The following is a 17,498-nucleotide window of genomic DNA, read 5'->3' as shown; positions in this document are numbered from 1 at the left end:
ACGGGAAAGGACGAACGTGAGCGTGCCGATCCAGCGGGTGTTGCAGACCAAGGGTTCCGACGTGTTGACGATCACGTCGGATGCCAGCGTCGGGGAAGCCGTGCGCCGGCTGGCCGATCGCAACGTCGGCGCGATCGTGGTGGTCGAGGGGGAGACCGCCGTCGGTGTGCTCTCCGAGCGCGACGTCGTTCGCCAGCTGGCCGTCCACCCGGACGTGCTCGAGCTCACCGTCGGCGAGGTGATGACCTCACCGGTGCACAGCTGCGGACCCGACGCGACGATCGACGAGCTGATGCACCTGATGACCGAGGGCCGGTTCCGCCACGTCCCGGTCATCGACGACGGTCGCCTGGTCGGCATCGTGTCCATCGGCGACGTGGTCAAGCACCGCATCGACGAGCTCGCCACCCAGGCCGAGCAGCTGACCGATTACGTCTCCGGCAGCTACTGACCGCCGGGCGCCGCCGAGGCGCGGCACGCGATCACCTCGCGCTGGCGCGCCCGGGCTGGCCGGACGGCTCGTGCGGTCAGCCCTGACCCCAGAACGCGTCCTCGGTCGGGCCGTCCTCGGAGAACAGCGCCACCTCGACGATGCTGCCGTCGCGGACGGTGAGCAGGTCGATCCCGCCCATGTCCATGGAGGCGCCCTCGCGGGTCCCGGTGAACCGGACCGGCACGGCGACCTGGTCGCCGTTGGGCATGGGCGAGCCGGTGACGGCGAGCTGGAAGGTGCCCTGGCTGACCCCCATCATGTCGCCGATCATGGCGCCGACCTCGGCGGGGCCGCGGCGGACACCCGAGAAGCGGTTGCTGCCGGGCTGGTGCCAGACGATGTCGGGGCTGAACAGCGCCATCGCGCCGGGGACGTCGCCGGAGCGCAGGGCGTCGAAGTAGCGGGTGGCGACAGCCACCGGAGTCTGGTCGGTCATGAGGAGCATCCTCAGGGTCGTGGGTCGTGGAAGTCGCATGGTGACATACGGTAACCTGTTACCTCAACGTAACTGGCGAAGCGAGACGAGGAGTGACCGTGACGGCGTCCACACCCACCTGGGACATCCTCCAGTCGACCTGCCCGTCGCGGACCTCCCTCGCGCGGATCGCCAACAAGTGGACGGCGATGATCGTGATCGTCCTCAGTGGCCAGCGGAAGCGCTTCGGTGATCTGCGCACCGCCGTCGGCGGCATCAGCGGCAAGGTCCTGGCGGAGACCCTGCGCGAGCTCGAGCGTGACGGGATCGTGTCGCGGCACGCCTACGACGAGATGCCCCCACGGGTCGAGTACGAGCTGACCGAACTCGGCCGGACGCTGCACGAGCCCCTGCAGGCGCTCGGGCGGTGGGCGGAGGACAACTTCTCCAGCGTGTTGGCCGCCCGCGAGGAGTACGACGAGCAGCGGATCCCCAGCGGGCGCCCCCTGCGGCCCTGATCTCGGACCGGAGCCGAGCTCAGGACGCACGGATGGGCTTCGCTGAGGTGACCCTCATGCGTGGTCCCATCGCCATCGCCATCGCGATCACGAGCGATCGTGGATCTGCGATGTCGCCGTGGTGCGGACCGGCGCCGTCAGGTTCGAATGGCGCGCTGGGTTCCGGTCAGCGCCGAGGTCACGAGGTCGCTACCGGGCAGTGGCGTGCCGGCCTGCAGTGCCTCGGTCCACTTGGCAGTGCTGCTCACGGAGGCGAGGTTGGAGTGGAGCAGCGTCATGAGCGTCGTGTGGACGGCCTCTGCATCGGCGTACCCGGCGTCGTTGGCGATGTTGATGGCGCCGGTGGCGTCGGACAGCACCTCGGCGCCCAGGCCCTGGTCAGCAGCTGCAGCGGCCGACGAGATCACGCAGTTGTTGGTCATGTACCCGACGAACGTGACCGTGTCGATGTCGCGCTCTCGCAGCCAGCCCAACAGCTCCGTGCCGGCGAACACGCTGTTGTACTGCTTCGTGATCGAGAACCAGGAGTCTGTGCGGCGGCTCTCGACCTCCGGGTGGAGGGCGAAGCCCGGACGGCCGGGGTTGAACACGGGCGCTTCGTCGCCGGCGGTGTGCTGGACGACGACGATCGGCAGGCCAGCGGCGGTGGCGGCGTCGATCGCGGCGGCGATGTTCGGCAGGGACTCGGCATGGGGCGGGTACTGGATCTCGAGCGGACCGTCGAAGTACTCGTTCTGGACGTCGATGACGACGAGCGCGCGGACGGGGCTGGTCATGGTGGCGGTGCTCCCTCTGAACGGTGAACCGCCGTGGAGAGACGGCGGCGGCATCACGGCAGGACGTCCTCGATGCCGTGATGAGCCTATGTGGAGATCACGGTAGAACGCAAGCGCTACCATGACGTCGTGATCGATGCGAACCTGCGGGCCGCGCTCCCGCCAGCGCCGGGTGAGGACGCCTACCGGTCCCTCGCCTTCGCAGACAGCGTCGCGACCCTGCCCGGCGGGCAGTGGTACGACCTACTCGGCACACCGGAGTCAGCGATGCGCTGGCTGAGCTCCCACGAGCTCAGGGCACCGGACGTGCGGCTCTACGAGGTCTGCGCGGCCCGGATGCGCACGCTCCGCGACCACGTTCGCGTGCTCTTCGCCGCTCACATCGACGGCGCCGCGCCGCCCGAGGCGGCCGTGACCGCTCTGAACGACGCTCTGACCAGCGTGCCGACCGCAGCCCTCCTGGTCTGGGATGCCACGAACGGCCCACGCCGTGTGCAGGCTCACCCGACGGATCAGGCGGTGAACCACGCGCTCGCCGTACTGGCGGCCGACGCGGCCCAGCTCCTCACTGGACCCGACTCGGGTCGCCTCGCCCGCTGCGAGGCGCTGCCGTGCGACCGCTTCCTGGTTCGCACGCACGGCCGACGTCAGTGGTGCTCGACGCGCTGCGGCGACCGGGTACGTGCTGCTCGCGCACGGCAGCGCAAGGCGCTGCACACCTAGCGCTGCGCGTAGCTTGCCCCGGCAACGGCGTAACCACCAGAAGGGCCTGCGTGAGCGCCGCCTCGTCGGCCACTGCGCCTCGGGGTGAGGAGCCCGAGCAGAAGCGCGCCGTTACGGTCGTGCCAGCGCTCGCGGCCGCACCACGGCAACCCCTGGCGTGGCAACGACCTGCTGGCACAACAGGACTTCGTCGTCGCTCCGGCGCAGGAACACGGGCGTTGCGTGGGACTCACGGCCACGCGAGGCCGGCGCGCACCGCTGCCTCACCGGCCAGGACCGTGGACGGTGCGCCGCGGGCGACCTCCCGGCCGTCCTCGAGGATGATCGCCTCGTCGGCCACCGCGCGGGCCAGATCGGGATCGTGGGAGGTCAGGACGATCCCGGCACCTCGCGCGAGCTCGCGGTGGAGGCGCGCGACGAGGTGTTCGGTGGCCACGAGGTCGAGGTACTGGCTCGGCTCGTCGAGCACGAGCAGGTCGAAGGGCCGGACGAAGCCGCAGGCGAGCTGGGCACGTTGCTGCAGGCCCAGGGACAGCTGGTGTGGGCGGGCGTCGCGACGGCTGGTGAGCCCGAACTCCTCGAGGACCGCGTGCACGTCGGCGTCGCTTCGCCCGTGCGCGGCTGCGACCCGCCCCACCGACTCGTGGACCGTGAGGTCGTCCCGGTCGAGCGAGGGGTCGGGGACCACCGCCCGGAGAGCCCGGACCGCCGACTCGTCGGCGAGGGCGTCGTGCCCATCGATCTCGATCGAGCCCCGGGTCGGCGTGAGCTGGCCGCCGAGGCACCGGACGACGGTCGACTTGCCCGAGCCGTTGTGCCCGAGCAGGGCGGTGCACCAGCCGCGGCGCACGTCGAGATCGAGCCCGTCGACGGCCATCCCGCCGTCGAAGGCCCGCTGGAGGCCGCGGACACGCAACAGCGCCGGCGGGTCGCCGCCGGCACCGTCCCGGCCGGCCATCAGTCCGTCAGCAGCTGCCGCGACCGGACCGTGCCGTCCTCGTCGAGCTCGTAGACCAGCGGGATGCCGGTCGCGAGCTCGAGCGCGAGCACGCCGTCCTCGTCGAGTTCGTCGAGCTGCATCACGATCGAACGGTTCGAGTTGCCGTGGGCGACGACCAGCACGTCCTTGCCCTGCCGGATGTCGCCCATGATCGCCCGGTCGAAGAAGGGCAGGGTCCGGGCCGCGGTGTCCTTGAGCGCCTCGCCGTTCGGGGGCGGGGTCGCGAACGACCGGCGCCAGATCTTGACCTGTTCGTCGCCGTACTTCGCGGCGGTGTCGGCCTTGTTGAGGCCCTGGAGGTCGCCGTAGTGGCGCTCGTTGAGGGCCTCGTCACGGATGACCGGCAGCCCCTCGAGGCCGGCGTGTTCGATGATGATCCGCAGGGTGTCCTGCGCCCGGATCAACGACGACGTGTAGGCCACATCGAAGTGCTGACCACGCAGCCGCTCGCCGGCGAGGCGGGCCTCGTCGCGACCCTTCTCGGTGAGCGGGACGTCGACCCACCCCGTGAAGCGGTTCTCGAGGTTCCACAGCGACTGGCCGTGGCGGACGATGGCGAGCGTTGGCACGTCGGACTCCCGGGGAGCGGACGGGGGAGCCCGCAGCCTAGCTACGGGACCGGCACGATCCGGGCGAGCTCGAAGTGCATCCCGTCCGGGCGGCGCCAGTGGCCACCCCAGTCGAAGCCCCAGCGTTCGAAGACCTCGACGACCCGGCGGTCCATCTTCGGTTCGGCACCGAGCCAGTTGTCCTGGGTGTTGAAGTCGATCGCCAGACCCCAGGCGTGCATCGACAGCGGCTTGGTGGGGTTCCAGTCGATGTGCCGTGCCACGAAGCAGCCGGCGAACTGCGCCGGGTCGAGGTGGCTGTAGAGGTCGCGCTCGATGAGCTCGTTCACGACGGCGTGCAGCTGGGGGACCATCGCCTTGTGGCACTGGGTGGCGGGCATCCCGGGCAGCTGCACCCGGACGATGTTGCGCGCGATCCAGTCCCCGTGGATGCGGATCCGTCCGTCGACCTGGCTGGTGTAGGTGAAGGGTTCGATCCGTCCGGACGCGGCGCGACGGGCGGGCAGCTGGGCCGTGCCCTCGGCCGAACCACCGCTCACGGCCGGGGCTGCGGGGTCGCGACGCAGTTCGATCTCACCGCCGGTGACCTCGACGAGGGCGTCGCCGAGCGCCTGTGGGTCACCCTGGCCGGCGGCGACGATGAGCGTGTTCGGGCCCTGCGCGCCGAGCTCGTCGGCGACGGTGACCGGTACGACCACGTCGGCGATCGAGGGGGCTCCGTTGGCTGCGAACGCCCCGACGCGGACCGGGACGGTGGCCGCTGCGGTCACCAGGTCGAGGGTGCCGCCGAGCTCGAGGTCGAGCTCCTCGGCGAGTTCGTGGGACACCAGCGCGTCACCTTCGGCGAAGCGTTCCCACACCGGGTCGGCCCCGGCGGTCACCTCGGGGGTGAGGGGCCGGAAGGTGGCTCCATCGACGCCGAGCACCGTGACCTCACGATCCTCCTCGTCCGGATCGGCCGCAGGCGTCGTCGCGGTCAGCCCAGCCGCCGCTGCGGCGTGCTGGGCACCCTTCAGCGGCTCGCTGAGGTCCTCGGGGTCGACGCGCCCGTCACCCGTCCGCACGATCAGGTCGGCCACCACCACCTCACCGGCCGCCAGGTCCCCGACGGGGCTGCCCTCGAAGGCGTCGAGCTCACGGTCGCCCCCGACCTCCGGGATCGCCGGGATGTCGTCCTCGGTGGCATCCAGCCCGACGGCGACCAACCCCTCCACCTGCGGGTCGGGGGCCACACCACGGATGATGTCGCGGCCGAGGCTCTGCTCGGGGCGGTCGGCGGCGGCCGGGGTCGTGGTCGGTGCAGGGCCCGCCGAGGCTGTCGTGAAGGTGGTCAGCAGCGCCAGGGCCGCGACGCCGGTGACGGCGACGCGGGGGAGACGGTCGACACGGCGCACGGCGGCGAACACGCGCGCCGCCCGGGCCGCGACCCGATCTCCTGGCTCCGGCACTTCGACTCCGACGTCCGACGGCCCGCCCGCTGCCGCGGGTTCCCCCTCCAGAACGCGTCGCGACGCCGTCGGTGACGTTCCTGCCGACCGGCGCGCCCCTCCGTGCGCGGAGCGCAGTGCGCACGGCCGGTCGGGTGGTCGGCCTGCCGAGGTGCCCGCTCAGGCGACCGCCGCGGTGCCGCCGTCGAGGCGGCCCCGCACGGTGCCCGAGGTCACGGCGCCGTGCGTGAACGTCGGTGCCAGCCCCGGGGCGAGCCGGGACGCGGTCAGCTCGGCCACCGGGAAGCAGCGCGGGAAGGGTGCGTCCGGGGTGGTGTCGGCCAGCGACCGCTCGAGCACCATGGCGTCGTAGTGCCAGGCGGCGAACTCCGGGGTGTTGCCGTTGAGGACGACCTCCTGGCTCCAGTCGACCGCGAACCGTCTGAGGCCCGGGATGCGCGAGGCCCGCGGCGCGTAGGCCTCGGCCGCGACGCCGTTGCTGGAGGAGACCCACACCCCCTCGTCGGTGTTGAGCGCGAGGCTGACGCTCCCGGCGGTGTGCCCCGGAGCGGACACCAGGACCACGCCCGGACCGAGTTCCACGTCCCCGGCCACCAACGCGATCCGGGAAGGGTCGAGGTCGCGGAACGTCTCGGGCTGGTACCAGGGCACCTGGAGCGGGTGCAGTTGGCGCAGCTCCTGCCACTCGCGGGCGGAGGTGACGAGCGTCGCGTTCGGCAGCCAGCCCTCCAGCGGCGCGTCGGGCGCCCCGAGGTCGGGGGCCGGCCGGGTGGTCCCGAGCAGGCGCCTGACGTCGCGCACCTGGAGGTGGTCGAAGGCGACGTAGTCGACCTCAGCGGGGTCGATGCCGAGCGCCCGGAGGTGGCCGAGCACCGAGCCCCGGGGGGTCTGCAGGAACCGGTCGGGGACCACCGACCGGTTCCTGAGGCGGACGGCCACCGGCGTGCTCGAGGCGTGCTCGTGGTCGCCCGGACACCACAGCAGGGTCCGGGTCCGGGTCGCAGCCCGCGCGCGTCCCCGACCACGTGCCGCGACCGGCTCGTCCCACTGCACGACGAGCATCCGGGCGGTCAGCCACAGCAGGGGGGCCGGGGAGCGCGCCGCGCGCCACAACCCGAAGCTGGTGGGGTAGGGGTAGGACACCAGGTCGCCGGTCACCACGCCCGTCGGACGGCCGGAGGCGACGATCGCGGCCCGCAGGTCGGGCGCAGCCTCCTCGATGGCGGCCAGGGCCGCCCCCGGCAGGCCGGGGGTGCCGGGGCGTCCCGGGTCGAGCCCACGGACCTCGTCCATCGGCCCGATCGGGGCGAAGCGGTCGGTCGGTTCGATCCCGACCGGTCGTCTCCCGCCGCCCGTCGCGTCCTTCGTGCCGCCCATCGTTCGACCGTCCGCCGCCTGTCGGGCCGCGGGAGCGGCCCGGGACGCCAGGCTACCGAGATGCCACCGCAGCCCCGCTGGGGGAGCAACCGGGACGCTCGGCTAGGTTCGCAGGTCCCAGCCGCCCCCGACCCCGGGAGCCCCAACGTGAGCAGCAGCGACAGCTTCGGCGCCAAGGACCATCTCGAGGTCGACGGCGAGCGCTACGAGATCTTCCGCCTCGACGCCGTGGAGGGATCGTCGCGGCTGCCCTTCAGCCTGAAGGTGCTGCTCGAGAACCTGCTCCGCACCGAGGACGGGGTCACCACCACCGCCGACGACATCCGGGCGCTGGCCGCCTGGGACGCGACCGCGGCCCCCTCGACCGAGATCCAGTACACGCCGGCACGCGTGATCCTGCAGGACTTCACCGGGGTCCCGGCCGTGGTCGACCTGGCTGCGATGCGCGAGGCGATGGTCGACCTCGGCGGCGACCCGTCCCGGATCAACCCGCTGGTGCCGGCCGAGCTGGTCATCGACCACTCCGTGGTCGCGGACGCGTTCGGGACCTCCGACGCCCTCCAGATCAACATCGACCTCGAGTTCCAGCGCAACCGCGAGCGCTACCAGTTCCTGCGCTGGGGCCAGGAGGCCTTCGAGGGGTTCAAGGTGGTGCCCCCGGGGACCGGGATCGTCCACCAGGTCAACATCGAGCACCTCGCCCGCGTGGTGTTCCCCAACGTGCGCCCGGACGGGACCAAGCAGGCCTACCCCGACACCCTCGTCGGGACCGACTCGCACACCACGATGGTCAACGGCCTCGGGGTGCTCGGGTGGGGTGTCGGCGGGATCGAGGCCGAGGCCGCCATGCTCGGCCAGCCGGTGTCGATGCTCATCCCGTCGGTGGTCGGCTTCAAGCTGTCCGGTGAACTGCCCGACGGTGCGACGGCGACCGACCTCGTGCTGACCATCACCGAGATGCTTCGTGATCACGGGGTGGTGGGCAAGTTCGTCGAGTTCCACGGCCCGGGTGTCCCCGGCGTCCCGCTCGCCAACCGGGCCACCATCGGCAACATGTCGCCCGAGTACGGCTCGACGGCGGCGATGTTCCCGATCGACGAGGAGACGCTGCGCTACCTGACGTTCACGGGCCGCAGCGCCCACCAGGTGGCGCTGGTCGAGGCCTACGCCAAGGCTCAGGGCCTGTGGCACGACCCGCAGCACGAGGCCGACTACTCCGAGTCGCTGGAGCTCGACCTGTCCACGGTCGTGCCGTCGCTCGCCGGTCCGAAGCGCCCGCAGGACCGCGTCAGCCTCACCGACGCGAAGCGGTCCTTCCGGGTCGCCCTCGCCGACTACGCCGAGGAGCCCGCGCACGGTGAGCTCGACGAGGCCGTCGAGGAGACCTTCCCCGCCTCCGACCCGGTCTCGGTCGGGGCCAACGGCCACGAGGACGCCGAGGACGCCCCGAGCCACGACGCGCTGCCCGACGCCCTAGACCGGCCGTCGAACCCGGTCGAGGTCACCCTCGCGGACGGCAGCAGCTTCACCATGGACCACGGCGCCGTCACGATCGCGGCCATCACCTCGTGCACCAACACCTCCAACCCGAGCGTGATGATCGGTGCGGCGCTGCTCGCCAAGAAGGCGGTCGATGCCGGCCTCGAGCGCAAGCCGTGGGTCAAGACCACCCTGGCGCCCGGGTCGAAGGTCGTGATGGACTACTACGACCGGGCGGGCCTGACGCCCTACCTCGACAAGCTCGGGTTCAACCTCGTCGGGTACGGCTGCACCACCTGCATCGGCAACTCCGGGCCGCTGATCCCCGAGGTGTCCCAGGCGGTCCAGGAGCACGACCTCGCCGTCACCTCGGTGCTGTCGGGCAACCGCAACTTCGAGGGGCGCATCAACCCCGACGTGAAGATGAACTACCTCGCGTCACCGCCGCTCGTGGTGGCCTACGCCCTCGCAGGCTCGATGGACATCGACATCACCACCGAGCCGCTCGGGACCGGCAGCGACGGGCAGCCGGTGCACCTCGCCGACATCTGGCCGACGCCGCAGGAGATCCAGGACACCATCGGACAGGCGTTGGCCTCCCAGACCTTCACCGACGAGTACGCGTCGGTCTTCGAGGGTGACGAGCGCTGGAAGGCGCTGCCGACGCCCGACGGCGACACCTTCGACTGGGACGAGGCGTCGACCTACATCCGCAAGCCCAGCTTCTTCGACGGGATGCCGGCCGAACCCGAGCCGCTCGGGGACATCGCCGGCGCGCGTGTCCTCGCCAAGCTCGCCGACTCGGTCACCACCGACCACATCTCGCCCGCCGGTGCGATCAAGCGCGACGGTCCCGCCGGCCGGTACCTGACCGACCACGGGGTCGAGGTCCGCGACTTCAACTCCTACGGCTCGCGGCGCGGCAACCACGAGGTGATGATCCGCGGGACCTTCGGCAACATCCGCCTCCGCAACCAGCTCGCGCCGGGGACCGAAGGTGGCTACACCCGCGACTTCAGCGGTGCCGGTGGCGGCGAGGTCACCTCGATCTTCGAAGCGTCGGAGCACTACCAGGCCGAGGGCACCCCGCTCGTGGTGCTGGCCGGCGCCGAGTACGGCTCCGGCTCGTCGCGCGACTGGGCGGCCAAGGGCACGGTGCTGCTCGGGGTCAAGGCGGTGATCGCCGTCAGCTACGAGCGGATCCACCGTTCCAACCTGATCGGCATGGGTGTCCTGCCGCTGCAGTTCCCCGCCGGGGAGTCCGCCGAGTCCCTCGGCCTCACCGGCGAGGAGGCGTTCGACATCACCGGCGTGACGGCCCTGAACGACGGCGACATCCCCGCGACGGTCTCGGTGGTCGCGACGGGCCCGGAAGGTGAGGTCCGCTTCGAGGCGCCGCTGCGCATCGACACCCCGGGCGAGGCGACCTACTACCGCCACGGCGGCATCCTGCAGTACGTCCTGCGGTCGCTGCGCGACGCCTGACCCCCGGTCGCGACACGGCGCCCTGACCGGCTCCACGGTTGGGGCGCATGCGCGCACCTCCTCGCTCGGCACCGTCACCGTGGTGCCCGCCTCCAGGCTGCGCGCGGGGGAGGGCGGCCACGGGGCCGACATCTGCTTCGAGTTGCGATAACCGGGCGTTGCGTGACGGTTCCTGGCTACTGGGCGCCAGAAGTTGCCGCCGACGGGCGCGGATCACCCGGTTCCCGTGCCAGTTCCTGGCTGCCAGGAGCCAGGAACTGCCGTCGTGACGGCCGCGCGCAGGTCCACGTGTCGCCTCACCGTCGGGTCGGTGCCGGGATCAGGCGCCTCGCGGGCCGGCGCCGCGCCTGCTGCCGTTCCCGCCCTACCCTGCGTCCACGGCACGTCGTGAGCACGTGCCCGCCACGTCGCAGGAGACCGCCGTGCTGTTCGGTAGGAAGACCCTGGAGCTGTTGCCACCCGAGGAGACCCTCCCCGGCCGTGACACCCTCATCGCGGTCCAGGAGCGCCACGCGGTGCTCGGCACGCCGATCGTGCCGCCGTTCCCCGACGGGCACGCCGAGCTCGTGGTCGGGATGGGCTGCTTCTGGGGTGCGGAGCGCATCTACTGGCAGCTGCCCGGCGTGTACACGACGGCCGTCGGCTACAGCGGGGGGGTGACGCCGAACCCGACCTACCACGAGGTCTGCACCGGCAACACCAACCACGCCGAGGACGTCCTGGTCGTCTACGACCCCACGGTCACCAGCGTCGAGGAGCTGCTCGTCCCGTTCTGGGAGAATCACGACCCGACCACCCCCATGCGCCAGGGGGGTGACGTCGGGACCCAGTACCGCTCGCAGATCCAGGTGGCCGACGATCGGGAGCGCGCGATCGCCGAGGCCTCCCGCGACCGCTACCAGGCCAAGCTGTCCGCCGAGGGTTTCGGGGACATCGTCACCGAGATCGTCCCTCGCTCGCCGTTCTACTGGGCCGAGGTCGAGCACCAGCAGTACCTGCACAAGCACCCCGGTGCGTACTGCAACCACGGCTTCTGCCAGGTGAGGTTCTGAGCTGAGCGGCCCCCTCTCCCTCCGGTTCGTCACGTCGGCGGACCGACTCGACCAGCTCCCACGCAGCCGTGGCGAGGTCGCCGTGATCGGGCGCTCCAACGTGGGCAAGTCGTCCCTGCTCAACGCGCTCGCCGCGTCCAAGGGGCTCGCGAAGGTGTCGAGCAAGCCCGGCCGCACGCAGCTGCTGAACGTCTTCGCGTTCGAGGACGGCGCGACCCTCGTGGACCTGCCGGGGTTCGGGTACGCGTCCTCGGCGTCCAAGACCACGCGCTCGGCGTGGCGACGGCGGATGGAGGGCTACCTCCTCGGACGGCAGGAGCTGCGCCTCGTCCTGATGCTCGTCGACGGCGCGGTCGGCCCGGCCGGGCAGGACACCGAGGTCCTCGAGTGGCTCCGCGAGCACGACGTCCCGTTCCAGGTCGTGGCCACCAAGCACGACAAGGTCAAGAGCTCCAAACGCGAGCGTCGCAAGCGCGACCTCGCCGACGGGTGCGACCTCGCACCGGACCAGGTCCTGTGGGTCAGCGCCGAACGGGGTGTCGGCCTCGATCGTCTCCGCGGGCAGATCCGCGACGTGCTGGCGGCCCGCTGAAGGGCCACCGCGGGCCGCGGTGTGGGCTCGGTGACGGGCACCGGGAGGGCCGCTAGCGTCCGCAGCCACCCTCCGACCGCCCCCACTCCCGTTCGGCCCTGCTGTGATCCCACGCGAGATCAACCTGCCTCCCGAGCACGTCTTCCCCTCGGACGAGTGGCGCATCATCGAACGCTCCTTCACCCGGGAGTGGATGGGCAACGCCGAGACCATCTTCTCCATCGGCAACGGGTTCCTCGGCATCCGCGGGACCTTCGAGGAGGGCCGGCCGTCGGTCGAGCCGGGTGCGTTCATCAACGGGTTCCACGAGACGTGGCCCATCGTCCACGCCGAGGAGGCCTTCGGCTTCGCCCGGACCGGGCAGACCATCATCAACAGCCCCGACGCCGCCGTCATCAAGCTGTACGTCGACGACGAGCCTCTGTTCCTGCCGACCGCGCGGGTCACCGAGTACGAGCGCTGCCTCGACTTCCGGGAGGGGGTGCTGCACCGCTCGCTCAACTGGTCCGCGCCGTCCGGCAAGCAGGTCCAGGTGACCTCCCGTCGGCTCATCTCCTTCCAGCACCGCCACGTCGGTGCGATCGAGTACGAGGTCACCGTCGACGCCGACGCGCCGGTCGTGCTCTCCAGCCAGGTCCTCAACCGTCAGGACGCCAGGCCGCTCGACGAGCCGCGCAACGGTGGTCTCGACGATCCGCGCCGATCGCGGGGCTTCGGTCAGCGCGTGCTCAACGCACGGGAACACCACGAGCGCGATCACCGGATCATCACCGGGTACCGCACCACCAACTCGCGGATGACCCTCGGCGTCGGCATGGATCACGTCCTCGAGACCGACAGCCCCTGGCAGGCCACCACCAGCTGGTCCGAGGACCTCGGGAAGGTGGTCTACACCATCGACGCCCAGGCGGGTGTCCCGATCCGCCTCACCAAGTACTTCACCTACCACACGTCCCGGTCGGTCCCGAGCGGTGAGCTCGTCGACCGCGCCGGCCGGACCCTCGACCGGGCGAAGCGTGACGGCTTCGCGGCGCTCGAGGCCAGTCAGCGCACCTACCTCGACGACTTCTGGGAACGTGCCGACGTCCAGGTCGACGGGCCGCGGCGCATCCAGCAGGCGATCCGCTGGAACCTCTTCCAGCTGCTCCAGGCAGCAGCGCGGGCCGAGGGGACCGGCATCCCCGCCAAGGGGCTGACCGGCCAGGCCTACGAGGGCCACTACTTCTGGGACACCGAGATCTACGTCCTGCCGTTCCTGACCTACACCGAGCCGCGCATCACCAGGAACCTCCTCCGCTTCCGGCACTCGATGCTCGATGCGGCCCGGGAGCGGGCCGCCGAGCTGTCCGAGACCGGCGCGCTGTTCCCGTGGCGCACCATCAACGGCGAGGAAGCCTCGTCGTACTACGCCGCGGGGACGGCCCAATACCACATCAACGCCGACATCGCGTACGCCATCAAGCGCTACGTGGACGTGCGCGGCGACCGAGATCTCCTCACCGAGCTCGGCGGGGAGATCCTCGTCGAGACCGCCCGCCTGTGGGTCGACCTCGGGTTCCACTCGCCCGAGACCGAGGAGTTCCACATCCACGGGGTCACCGGCCCCGACGAGTACACCACCGTCGTCAACGACAACGCCTTCACCAACCTGATGGCGCGGCGCAACCTGCACTACGCGGTCGAGGTCGCCCGGTGGATGCGGGCCGAACGCCCGGACGCCTACCGCGACCTGGTGCACGCCACCGGCCTGCGCGACGAGGAGATCGTCGACTGGGAGTCCGCCGCGGACCGGATGCACATCCCCTACGACGAGGCGCGCGGCATCCACCCGCAGGACGACAACTTCCTCGACAAGGAGGTGTGGGACTTCGCCGGCACCCCACGGGACCACTACCCCCTGCTGCTCAACTACCACCCGCTCAAGATCTACCGCTACCAGGTGCTCAAACAGGCCGATGTCGTCCTGGCCCTGGTCCTGCTCGACACCGAGTTCGACGCCGACCAGAAGACCCGCGACTTCCGCTACTACGACCCGCTGACGACCGGTGACTCGTCGCTGTCGGCCTGCGTCCAATCGATCCTGGCGGCCGAGATCGGGGCCGAGGACAAGGCCCTCGAGTACTTCCAGTACGCCCTGCTGATGGACCTCGCCGACGTCGCCGGCAACGTGGTCGACGGGGTGCACATCGCCTCGACCGGCGGGGTGTGGATGGCGCTCATCTACGGGTTCGCGGGCCTCTCGGACCACGACGGTGAGCTGCGGTTCGACCCACGTCTGCCATCGTCCTGGCGAGGGATGCGCTTCCCGTTGCGGTTCCACGACCGCCAGCTCGCCGTCGAGCTGACCCACGACGAGGCCGTCCTCCAGGTGACCGAGGGCGAACCGCTCGAGGTCGACGTCCGGGGCGAGATCGTGACCGTCGCGCTCGACGCACCGGCCCGCGTGCCGCTCTCGCGGGAGGTCGAGGGCCACCCACGGCCGAGCGCCGCCGACGCCGGCGTCGACGAGGTCACGCCCACCGGGACGGGTGGGCTCGCCGGCTAGCCTGGTGGGTCCCCACCGCACACCCCGAGAAGGTCCGATCGTGCGCGTCCGTCTGCGCAACCCCGAACGCGTCGAGACCCTGCCCGGCCCCCTCACGGTCGCGGAGGTGCTCGACCGGCTGGACGTGCCTGCGCACACCGTCCTGGTGATCCACGACGGACAGCTGGTGACCGCGGGGCACGAACTCGGGGACGACGCGGAGATCGAGATCCGGCCGGTCATCTCCGGTGGCGCGGGATCCTCGCCACGCTGCGTCCAGTGCCGTGCGCCGGCGGTCATCGAGGAACCCCGGCACCGCTCGGCGTGGTGCCCCGACCACTTCGTCGACCACGTGACCATGCAGGTGCGCAAGGCCATCGACCACCCGCCGCTGGCCGACCCGCACGAGCGGATGTTCCACTACGGCGACCGGCTCCTGGTGGCCGTCTCGGGCGGCAAGGACTCGTTGGCGCTCTGGGACGTGCTGCTCGGCCTCGGCTACGACGTCGACGGCCTGTACGTCGGGCTCGGGATCGGGGGCTACTCGCGCCGCTCGCAGGAGATCTGCGAGGGTTTCGCCGAGGCTCGTGGGGTCCGGCTGCACGTGGTCTCGCTCGCCGAGACCTACGGCTACACCACGCCCAGCGGTTCGGCCGCCGCGGGCCGCTCCACCTGCGGGGTGTGCGGCCTGTCGAAGCGGTACGCCTTCAACAAGGTGGCCGTGGACGAGGGCTACGACGTGGTCGTGACCGGCCACAACCTCGATGACGAGGCAGCCACCCTCCTCGGCAACGTGCTGCGGTGGCAGGACGACTTCCTGGCCCGCCAGCGACCGGTGCTGCCGGCGACCGGGACGAACCAGGTCCGCAAGGTCAAGCCGCTGTACCGGCTGTCGGAGCGGGAGATGGCGGCCTACTGCGTGGTGCGCGGCATCGACTACGTGGTCGAGGAGTGCCCGCTGGTCGACGGCAACACCGGCCACGAGTTGAAGGCCGCCCTCGACGCGCTCGAGGCCGGTGCCCCCGGCACCAAGGCGCAGTTCCTGTTCGGCTTCCTCGACCGACACGCCGCGAAGTGGTCCGACGACGCGCCCGGCGCCGAGCCGCTCGAGCTGGCCGCCTGCACGACCTGCGGCATGCCGACCACCGTCGAGGTGTGCGCGTTCTGCCGCCAGCGCGAGCGCATCCTCGCCGCCCTGCCGCTGTTCGAGGGTGCCTCGGACGACGCAGCGGCGGCGGCCGACGCCCCCGCGGCCGACGCCCCCGCCTGACCGCTCCCCGATCGCGCGTCGCCGCCCGCAGCTGCTCGCGTCACCTCCCGACACGAAGGTCCTTCCGTGGACGCCCCACCGCCTGCTGCGCCCGTGCTGCCCGGTACCGACGCGCCCCTGGCCGCCGGCGAGTTGGTGGTGCTCACCGACCGCAAGGGCCGCCGTTACCTCGTCACCCTCGAGGCCGGTGTGGAGTGGCACAGCCACGCCGGGCTGGTCCCGCACGATGCGCTCATCGGGGTGGTCGAGGGCACCGCCGTCCGCACGAACCGCAACATGGAGGTCGTGGTCCTGCGTCCGACCCGCGAGGACTTCGTGCTGAAGATGAAGCGCGGGGCGCAGGTGGTCTACCCCAAGGACCAGGCGATGATCGTCGCCGAGGCCGACATCCGGCCCGGTTGCACGGTGGTCGAGGCCGGCGCCGGGTCGGGGGCTCTCACCCTGGCGCTGCTCGCGGCCGTCGGACCGAGCGGGCGGGTGGTGTCCTTCGAACGACGCGACGATCACGCGCGGATCGCCCGCCGCAACGTGGTGCGCTTCCTCGGACACGAGCCCGAGAACTGGGAACTGATCGAGGGCGACGTCGTGACGGGCCTGGCGGCGCTGCGTGCCCACCGGGTCGTGCTCGACCTGCTCGAGCCGTGGACGGTGGTCCCGGCGGTCGCCGCAGCGCTCCCGCCGGGAGGCATCGTCCTCAGCTACACCCCGACCGTGCCCCAGGTCATGCGGATGACCGAGACGCTGTGGGCTGACGGGCGCTTCGCCGACGTGCGGACCAGCGAATCACTGGTCCGTGGGTGGGACGTCGACGGCCTGGCCGTGCGGCCGAGGCACCGCATGGTGGCGCACACCGCGTTCCTGACCACGGCCCGTCGCGTCCCCGCGAGGGATGAGGGTGGTCCGCCACCACCGCGACGCAAGGCCGACACCGCGACCGCCGGTGTGGCGTGGACGGCCGCCGGACCGGACGACGAGGCGGGTACGGACGAGCCGCACGAGGACGACTGACGCGCGGTCAATCCGTCGGGGGCGCTTCGAACCGGGCCACGTCGTCGTCGAGGTGCGGCAGGAGGCTCGCCACCCACGGTGCCAACGGCTCCAGCGCCGGCACGTCGGCGCGTGGCACCCAGCGCAGTTCGAGGGTCTCGTCCCCGTCACCCTCGAGGGTCCCACCGATCGGCTCGCAGCGGAAGACGGTGGTGACGTAGGAGACCTCGTCACCGTTGCGGTACCGCTGGTGGTGCTCGGGGCCCCCGTCGACGGCCACGATGGTGAGGGGACGCACCTCGATCCCGGTCTCCTCGCGGGCCTCGCGCACGGCCGCGGCCGCCGGCTGCTCGTCGGGTTCGATCGCACCACCGGGCAGGACCCACCGTCCGGACTCCGCGTGACGCATCATCAGCAGCCGGTCGCCCTGGTCGACGATCGCGCACGCGACGCCGGGGACCACCAGCAGGTGCGAGCCGAGGATGGCGCGGACGCGGCCGATGTGTCCGTCGGACCCCGGTCTGCCCGGGTCGGCGGTCACCGGAGCGTGCGGCGCCCGCGGTCGGCGACCACGGCGACCACACCGACGCCGAGCGCCGCCGGGAGGATCAGCAACAGGCTCGCGCCGACCAGGAAGGTCGCGACCGCAGCGCCGAAAGCGCCGGCGATGACCGTCGTGAAGAGCTCGAGCGTGCGCACCAGCACATCCCGCGTCGCGGAGGGGTGGACGGCGTCCGCGGGTGCGAGGCGGACCCGACCGGACCGGCGACCGACGCACCCGCGCTGGACG

At 71.6% G+C, this 17,498-nt stretch carries 17 protein-coding genes; 9 read left to right on the top strand and 8 right to left on the bottom strand.

The features are described 5' to 3' along the window. Window positions 1–16 precede the first annotated feature (16 nt). Window positions 17–451, top strand: a complete 435-nt coding sequence (locus tag NITAL_RS17955; protein ID WP_211262494.1) for a CBS domain-containing protein — start codon at window positions 17–19, stop codon at window positions 449–451. A 76-nt stretch (window positions 452–527) separates the two neighbouring features. Here the strand turns inward: NITAL_RS17955 and NITAL_RS17950 are convergent, their stop codons facing one another. Continuing rightward, window positions 528–929, bottom strand: coding sequence for a nuclear transport factor 2 family protein (locus NITAL_RS17950; protein WP_052669467.1), 402 nt, complete (start codon window positions 927–929; stop codon window positions 528–530). A gap of 98 nt (window positions 930–1,027) precedes the next feature. Between NITAL_RS17950 and NITAL_RS17945 the strand changes: the two genes are divergently transcribed. Next, window positions 1,028–1,426 (top strand): winged helix-turn-helix transcriptional regulator, encoded by a 399-nt coding sequence (locus NITAL_RS17945; protein ID WP_052667544.1) that lies wholly within the window; start codon window positions 1,028–1,030, stop codon window positions 1,424–1,426. A gap of 137 nt (window positions 1,427–1,563) precedes the next feature. Here the strand turns inward: NITAL_RS17945 and NITAL_RS17940 are convergent, their stop codons facing one another. Then, window positions 1,564–2,202, bottom strand: coding sequence for an isochorismatase family protein (locus NITAL_RS17940; protein ID WP_052667543.1), 639 nt, complete (start codon window positions 2,200–2,202; stop codon window positions 1,564–1,566). A gap of 129 nt (window positions 2,203–2,331) precedes the next feature. Between NITAL_RS17940 and NITAL_RS17935 the strand changes: the two genes are divergently transcribed. After that, entirely contained in the window at window positions 2,332–2,925 is a 594-nt protein-coding gene (locus tag NITAL_RS17935) for an ABATE domain-containing protein (protein ID WP_052669784.1), read from the top strand. 229 nt (window positions 2,926–3,154) lie between these two features. On the opposite strand, the gene NITAL_RS17930 is transcribed toward NITAL_RS17935, so the two are convergent. From NITAL_RS17930 to NITAL_RS17915, 4 genes are all read right to left on the bottom strand, one after another. Beyond that, window positions 3,155–3,883, bottom strand: a complete 729-nt coding sequence (locus NITAL_RS17930) for an ABC transporter ATP-binding protein (RefSeq protein WP_052667542.1) — start codon at window positions 3,881–3,883, stop codon at window positions 3,155–3,157. Continuing rightward, the gene (locus NITAL_RS17925) at window positions 3,883–4,494 is read right to left on the bottom strand and encodes a 2,3-bisphosphoglycerate-dependent phosphoglycerate mutase (RefSeq protein ID WP_052667541.1); all 612 of its coding nucleotides are present in this window, start codon (window positions 4,492–4,494) and stop codon (window positions 3,883–3,885) included. The genes NITAL_RS17930 and NITAL_RS17925 overlap by 1 nt, the downstream gene beginning before the upstream one ends. A gap of 41 nt (window positions 4,495–4,535) precedes the next feature. Next, the gene (locus NITAL_RS27460) at window positions 4,536–5,942 is read right to left on the bottom strand and encodes a M15 family metallopeptidase (protein WP_157041929.1); all 1,407 of its coding nucleotides are present in this window, start codon (window positions 5,940–5,942) and stop codon (window positions 4,536–4,538) included. A gap of 159 nt (window positions 5,943–6,101) precedes the next feature. Continuing rightward, complete coding sequence (locus tag NITAL_RS17915; RefSeq protein WP_052667539.1) at window positions 6,102–7,319, bottom strand: MBL fold metallo-hydrolase; 1,218 nt, start codon at window positions 7,317–7,319, stop codon at window positions 6,102–6,104. Window positions 7,320–7,466: 147 nt separating this feature from the next. Here NITAL_RS17915 and NITAL_RS17910 point away from each other — a divergent pair, with 147 nt between their 5' ends. The 6 genes from NITAL_RS17910 (at window position 7,467) to NITAL_RS17885 (ending at window position 16,729) form a co-directional block, all read left to right on the top strand. Further along, window positions 7,467–10,283, top strand: a complete 2,817-nt coding sequence (locus NITAL_RS17910; RefSeq protein WP_052667538.1) for an aconitate hydratase — start codon at window positions 7,467–7,469, stop codon at window positions 10,281–10,283. A 425-nt stretch (window positions 10,284–10,708) separates the two neighbouring features. Beyond that, entirely contained in the window at window positions 10,709–11,335 is a 627-nt protein-coding gene (gene msrA, locus NITAL_RS17905; RefSeq protein ID WP_083442228.1) for a peptide-methionine (S)-S-oxide reductase MsrA, read from the top strand. 1 nt (window position 11,336) lies between these two features. Then, window positions 11,337–11,927: a ribosome biogenesis GTP-binding protein YihA/YsxC gene (yihA, locus tag NITAL_RS17900; protein WP_052667537.1), complete on the top strand. Its 591-nt coding sequence runs from the start codon at window positions 11,337–11,339 to the stop codon at window positions 11,925–11,927. A 103-nt stretch (window positions 11,928–12,030) separates the two neighbouring features. Then, the gene (locus NITAL_RS17895) at window positions 12,031–14,472 is read left to right on the top strand and encodes a glycoside hydrolase family 65 protein (protein WP_083441722.1); all 2,442 of its coding nucleotides are present in this window, start codon (window positions 12,031–12,033) and stop codon (window positions 14,470–14,472) included. Between the two features lie 40 nt (window positions 14,473–14,512). Then, complete coding sequence (locus NITAL_RS17890) at window positions 14,513–15,721, top strand: PP-loop family protein (RefSeq protein WP_211262493.1); 1,209 nt, start codon at window positions 14,513–14,515, stop codon at window positions 15,719–15,721. A gap of 66 nt (window positions 15,722–15,787) precedes the next feature. Continuing rightward, window positions 15,788–16,729, top strand: a complete 942-nt coding sequence (locus NITAL_RS17885) for a tRNA (adenine-N1)-methyltransferase (protein ID WP_245617686.1) — start codon at window positions 15,788–15,790, stop codon at window positions 16,727–16,729. Between the two features lie 7 nt (window positions 16,730–16,736). Here the strand turns inward: NITAL_RS17885 and NITAL_RS17880 are convergent, their stop codons facing one another. Together NITAL_RS17880 and NITAL_RS27455 are read right to left on the bottom strand one after the other, a co-directional pair. After that, complete coding sequence (locus NITAL_RS17880) at window positions 16,737–17,249, bottom strand: NUDIX domain-containing protein (protein ID WP_052667536.1); 513 nt, start codon at window positions 17,247–17,249, stop codon at window positions 16,737–16,739. Then, a complete protein-coding gene (locus tag NITAL_RS27455; protein ID WP_157041928.1) occupies window positions 17,246–17,407 on the bottom strand; it encodes a hypothetical protein in 162 nt (53 codons plus the stop codon). The genes NITAL_RS17880 and NITAL_RS27455 overlap by 4 nt, the downstream gene beginning before the upstream one ends. Window positions 17,408–17,498 lie beyond the last annotated feature (91 nt).

The organism is Nitriliruptor alkaliphilus DSM 45188 (assembly GCF_000969705.1).
GTDB lineage: Bacteria > Actinomycetota > Nitriliruptoria > Nitriliruptorales > Nitriliruptoraceae > Nitriliruptor > Nitriliruptor alkaliphilus.
The sequence above is the reverse complement of the archived record's forward strand: the minus strand, read 5'-3'. Positions and strand labels throughout refer to the sequence as shown.

Bases quoted from the DNA above. Each gene is read 5' to 3' on its own strand.
- NITAL_RS17950 (WP_052669467.1), bottom strand. From the start codon at position 929: ATGACCGACCAGACTCCGGTGGCTGTCGCCACCCGCTACTTCGACGCC.
- NITAL_RS17940 (WP_052667543.1), bottom strand. From the start codon at position 2,202: ATGACCAGCCCCGTCCGCGCGCTCGTCGTCATCGACGTCCAGAACGAG.
- NITAL_RS17930 (WP_052667542.1), bottom strand. From the start codon at position 3,883: ATGGCCGGCCGGGACGGTGCCGGCGGCGACCCGCCGGCGCTGTTGCGT.
- NITAL_RS17915 (WP_052667539.1), bottom strand. From the start codon at position 7,319: ATGGGCGGCACGAAGGACGCGACGGGCGGCGGGAGACGACCGGTCGGG.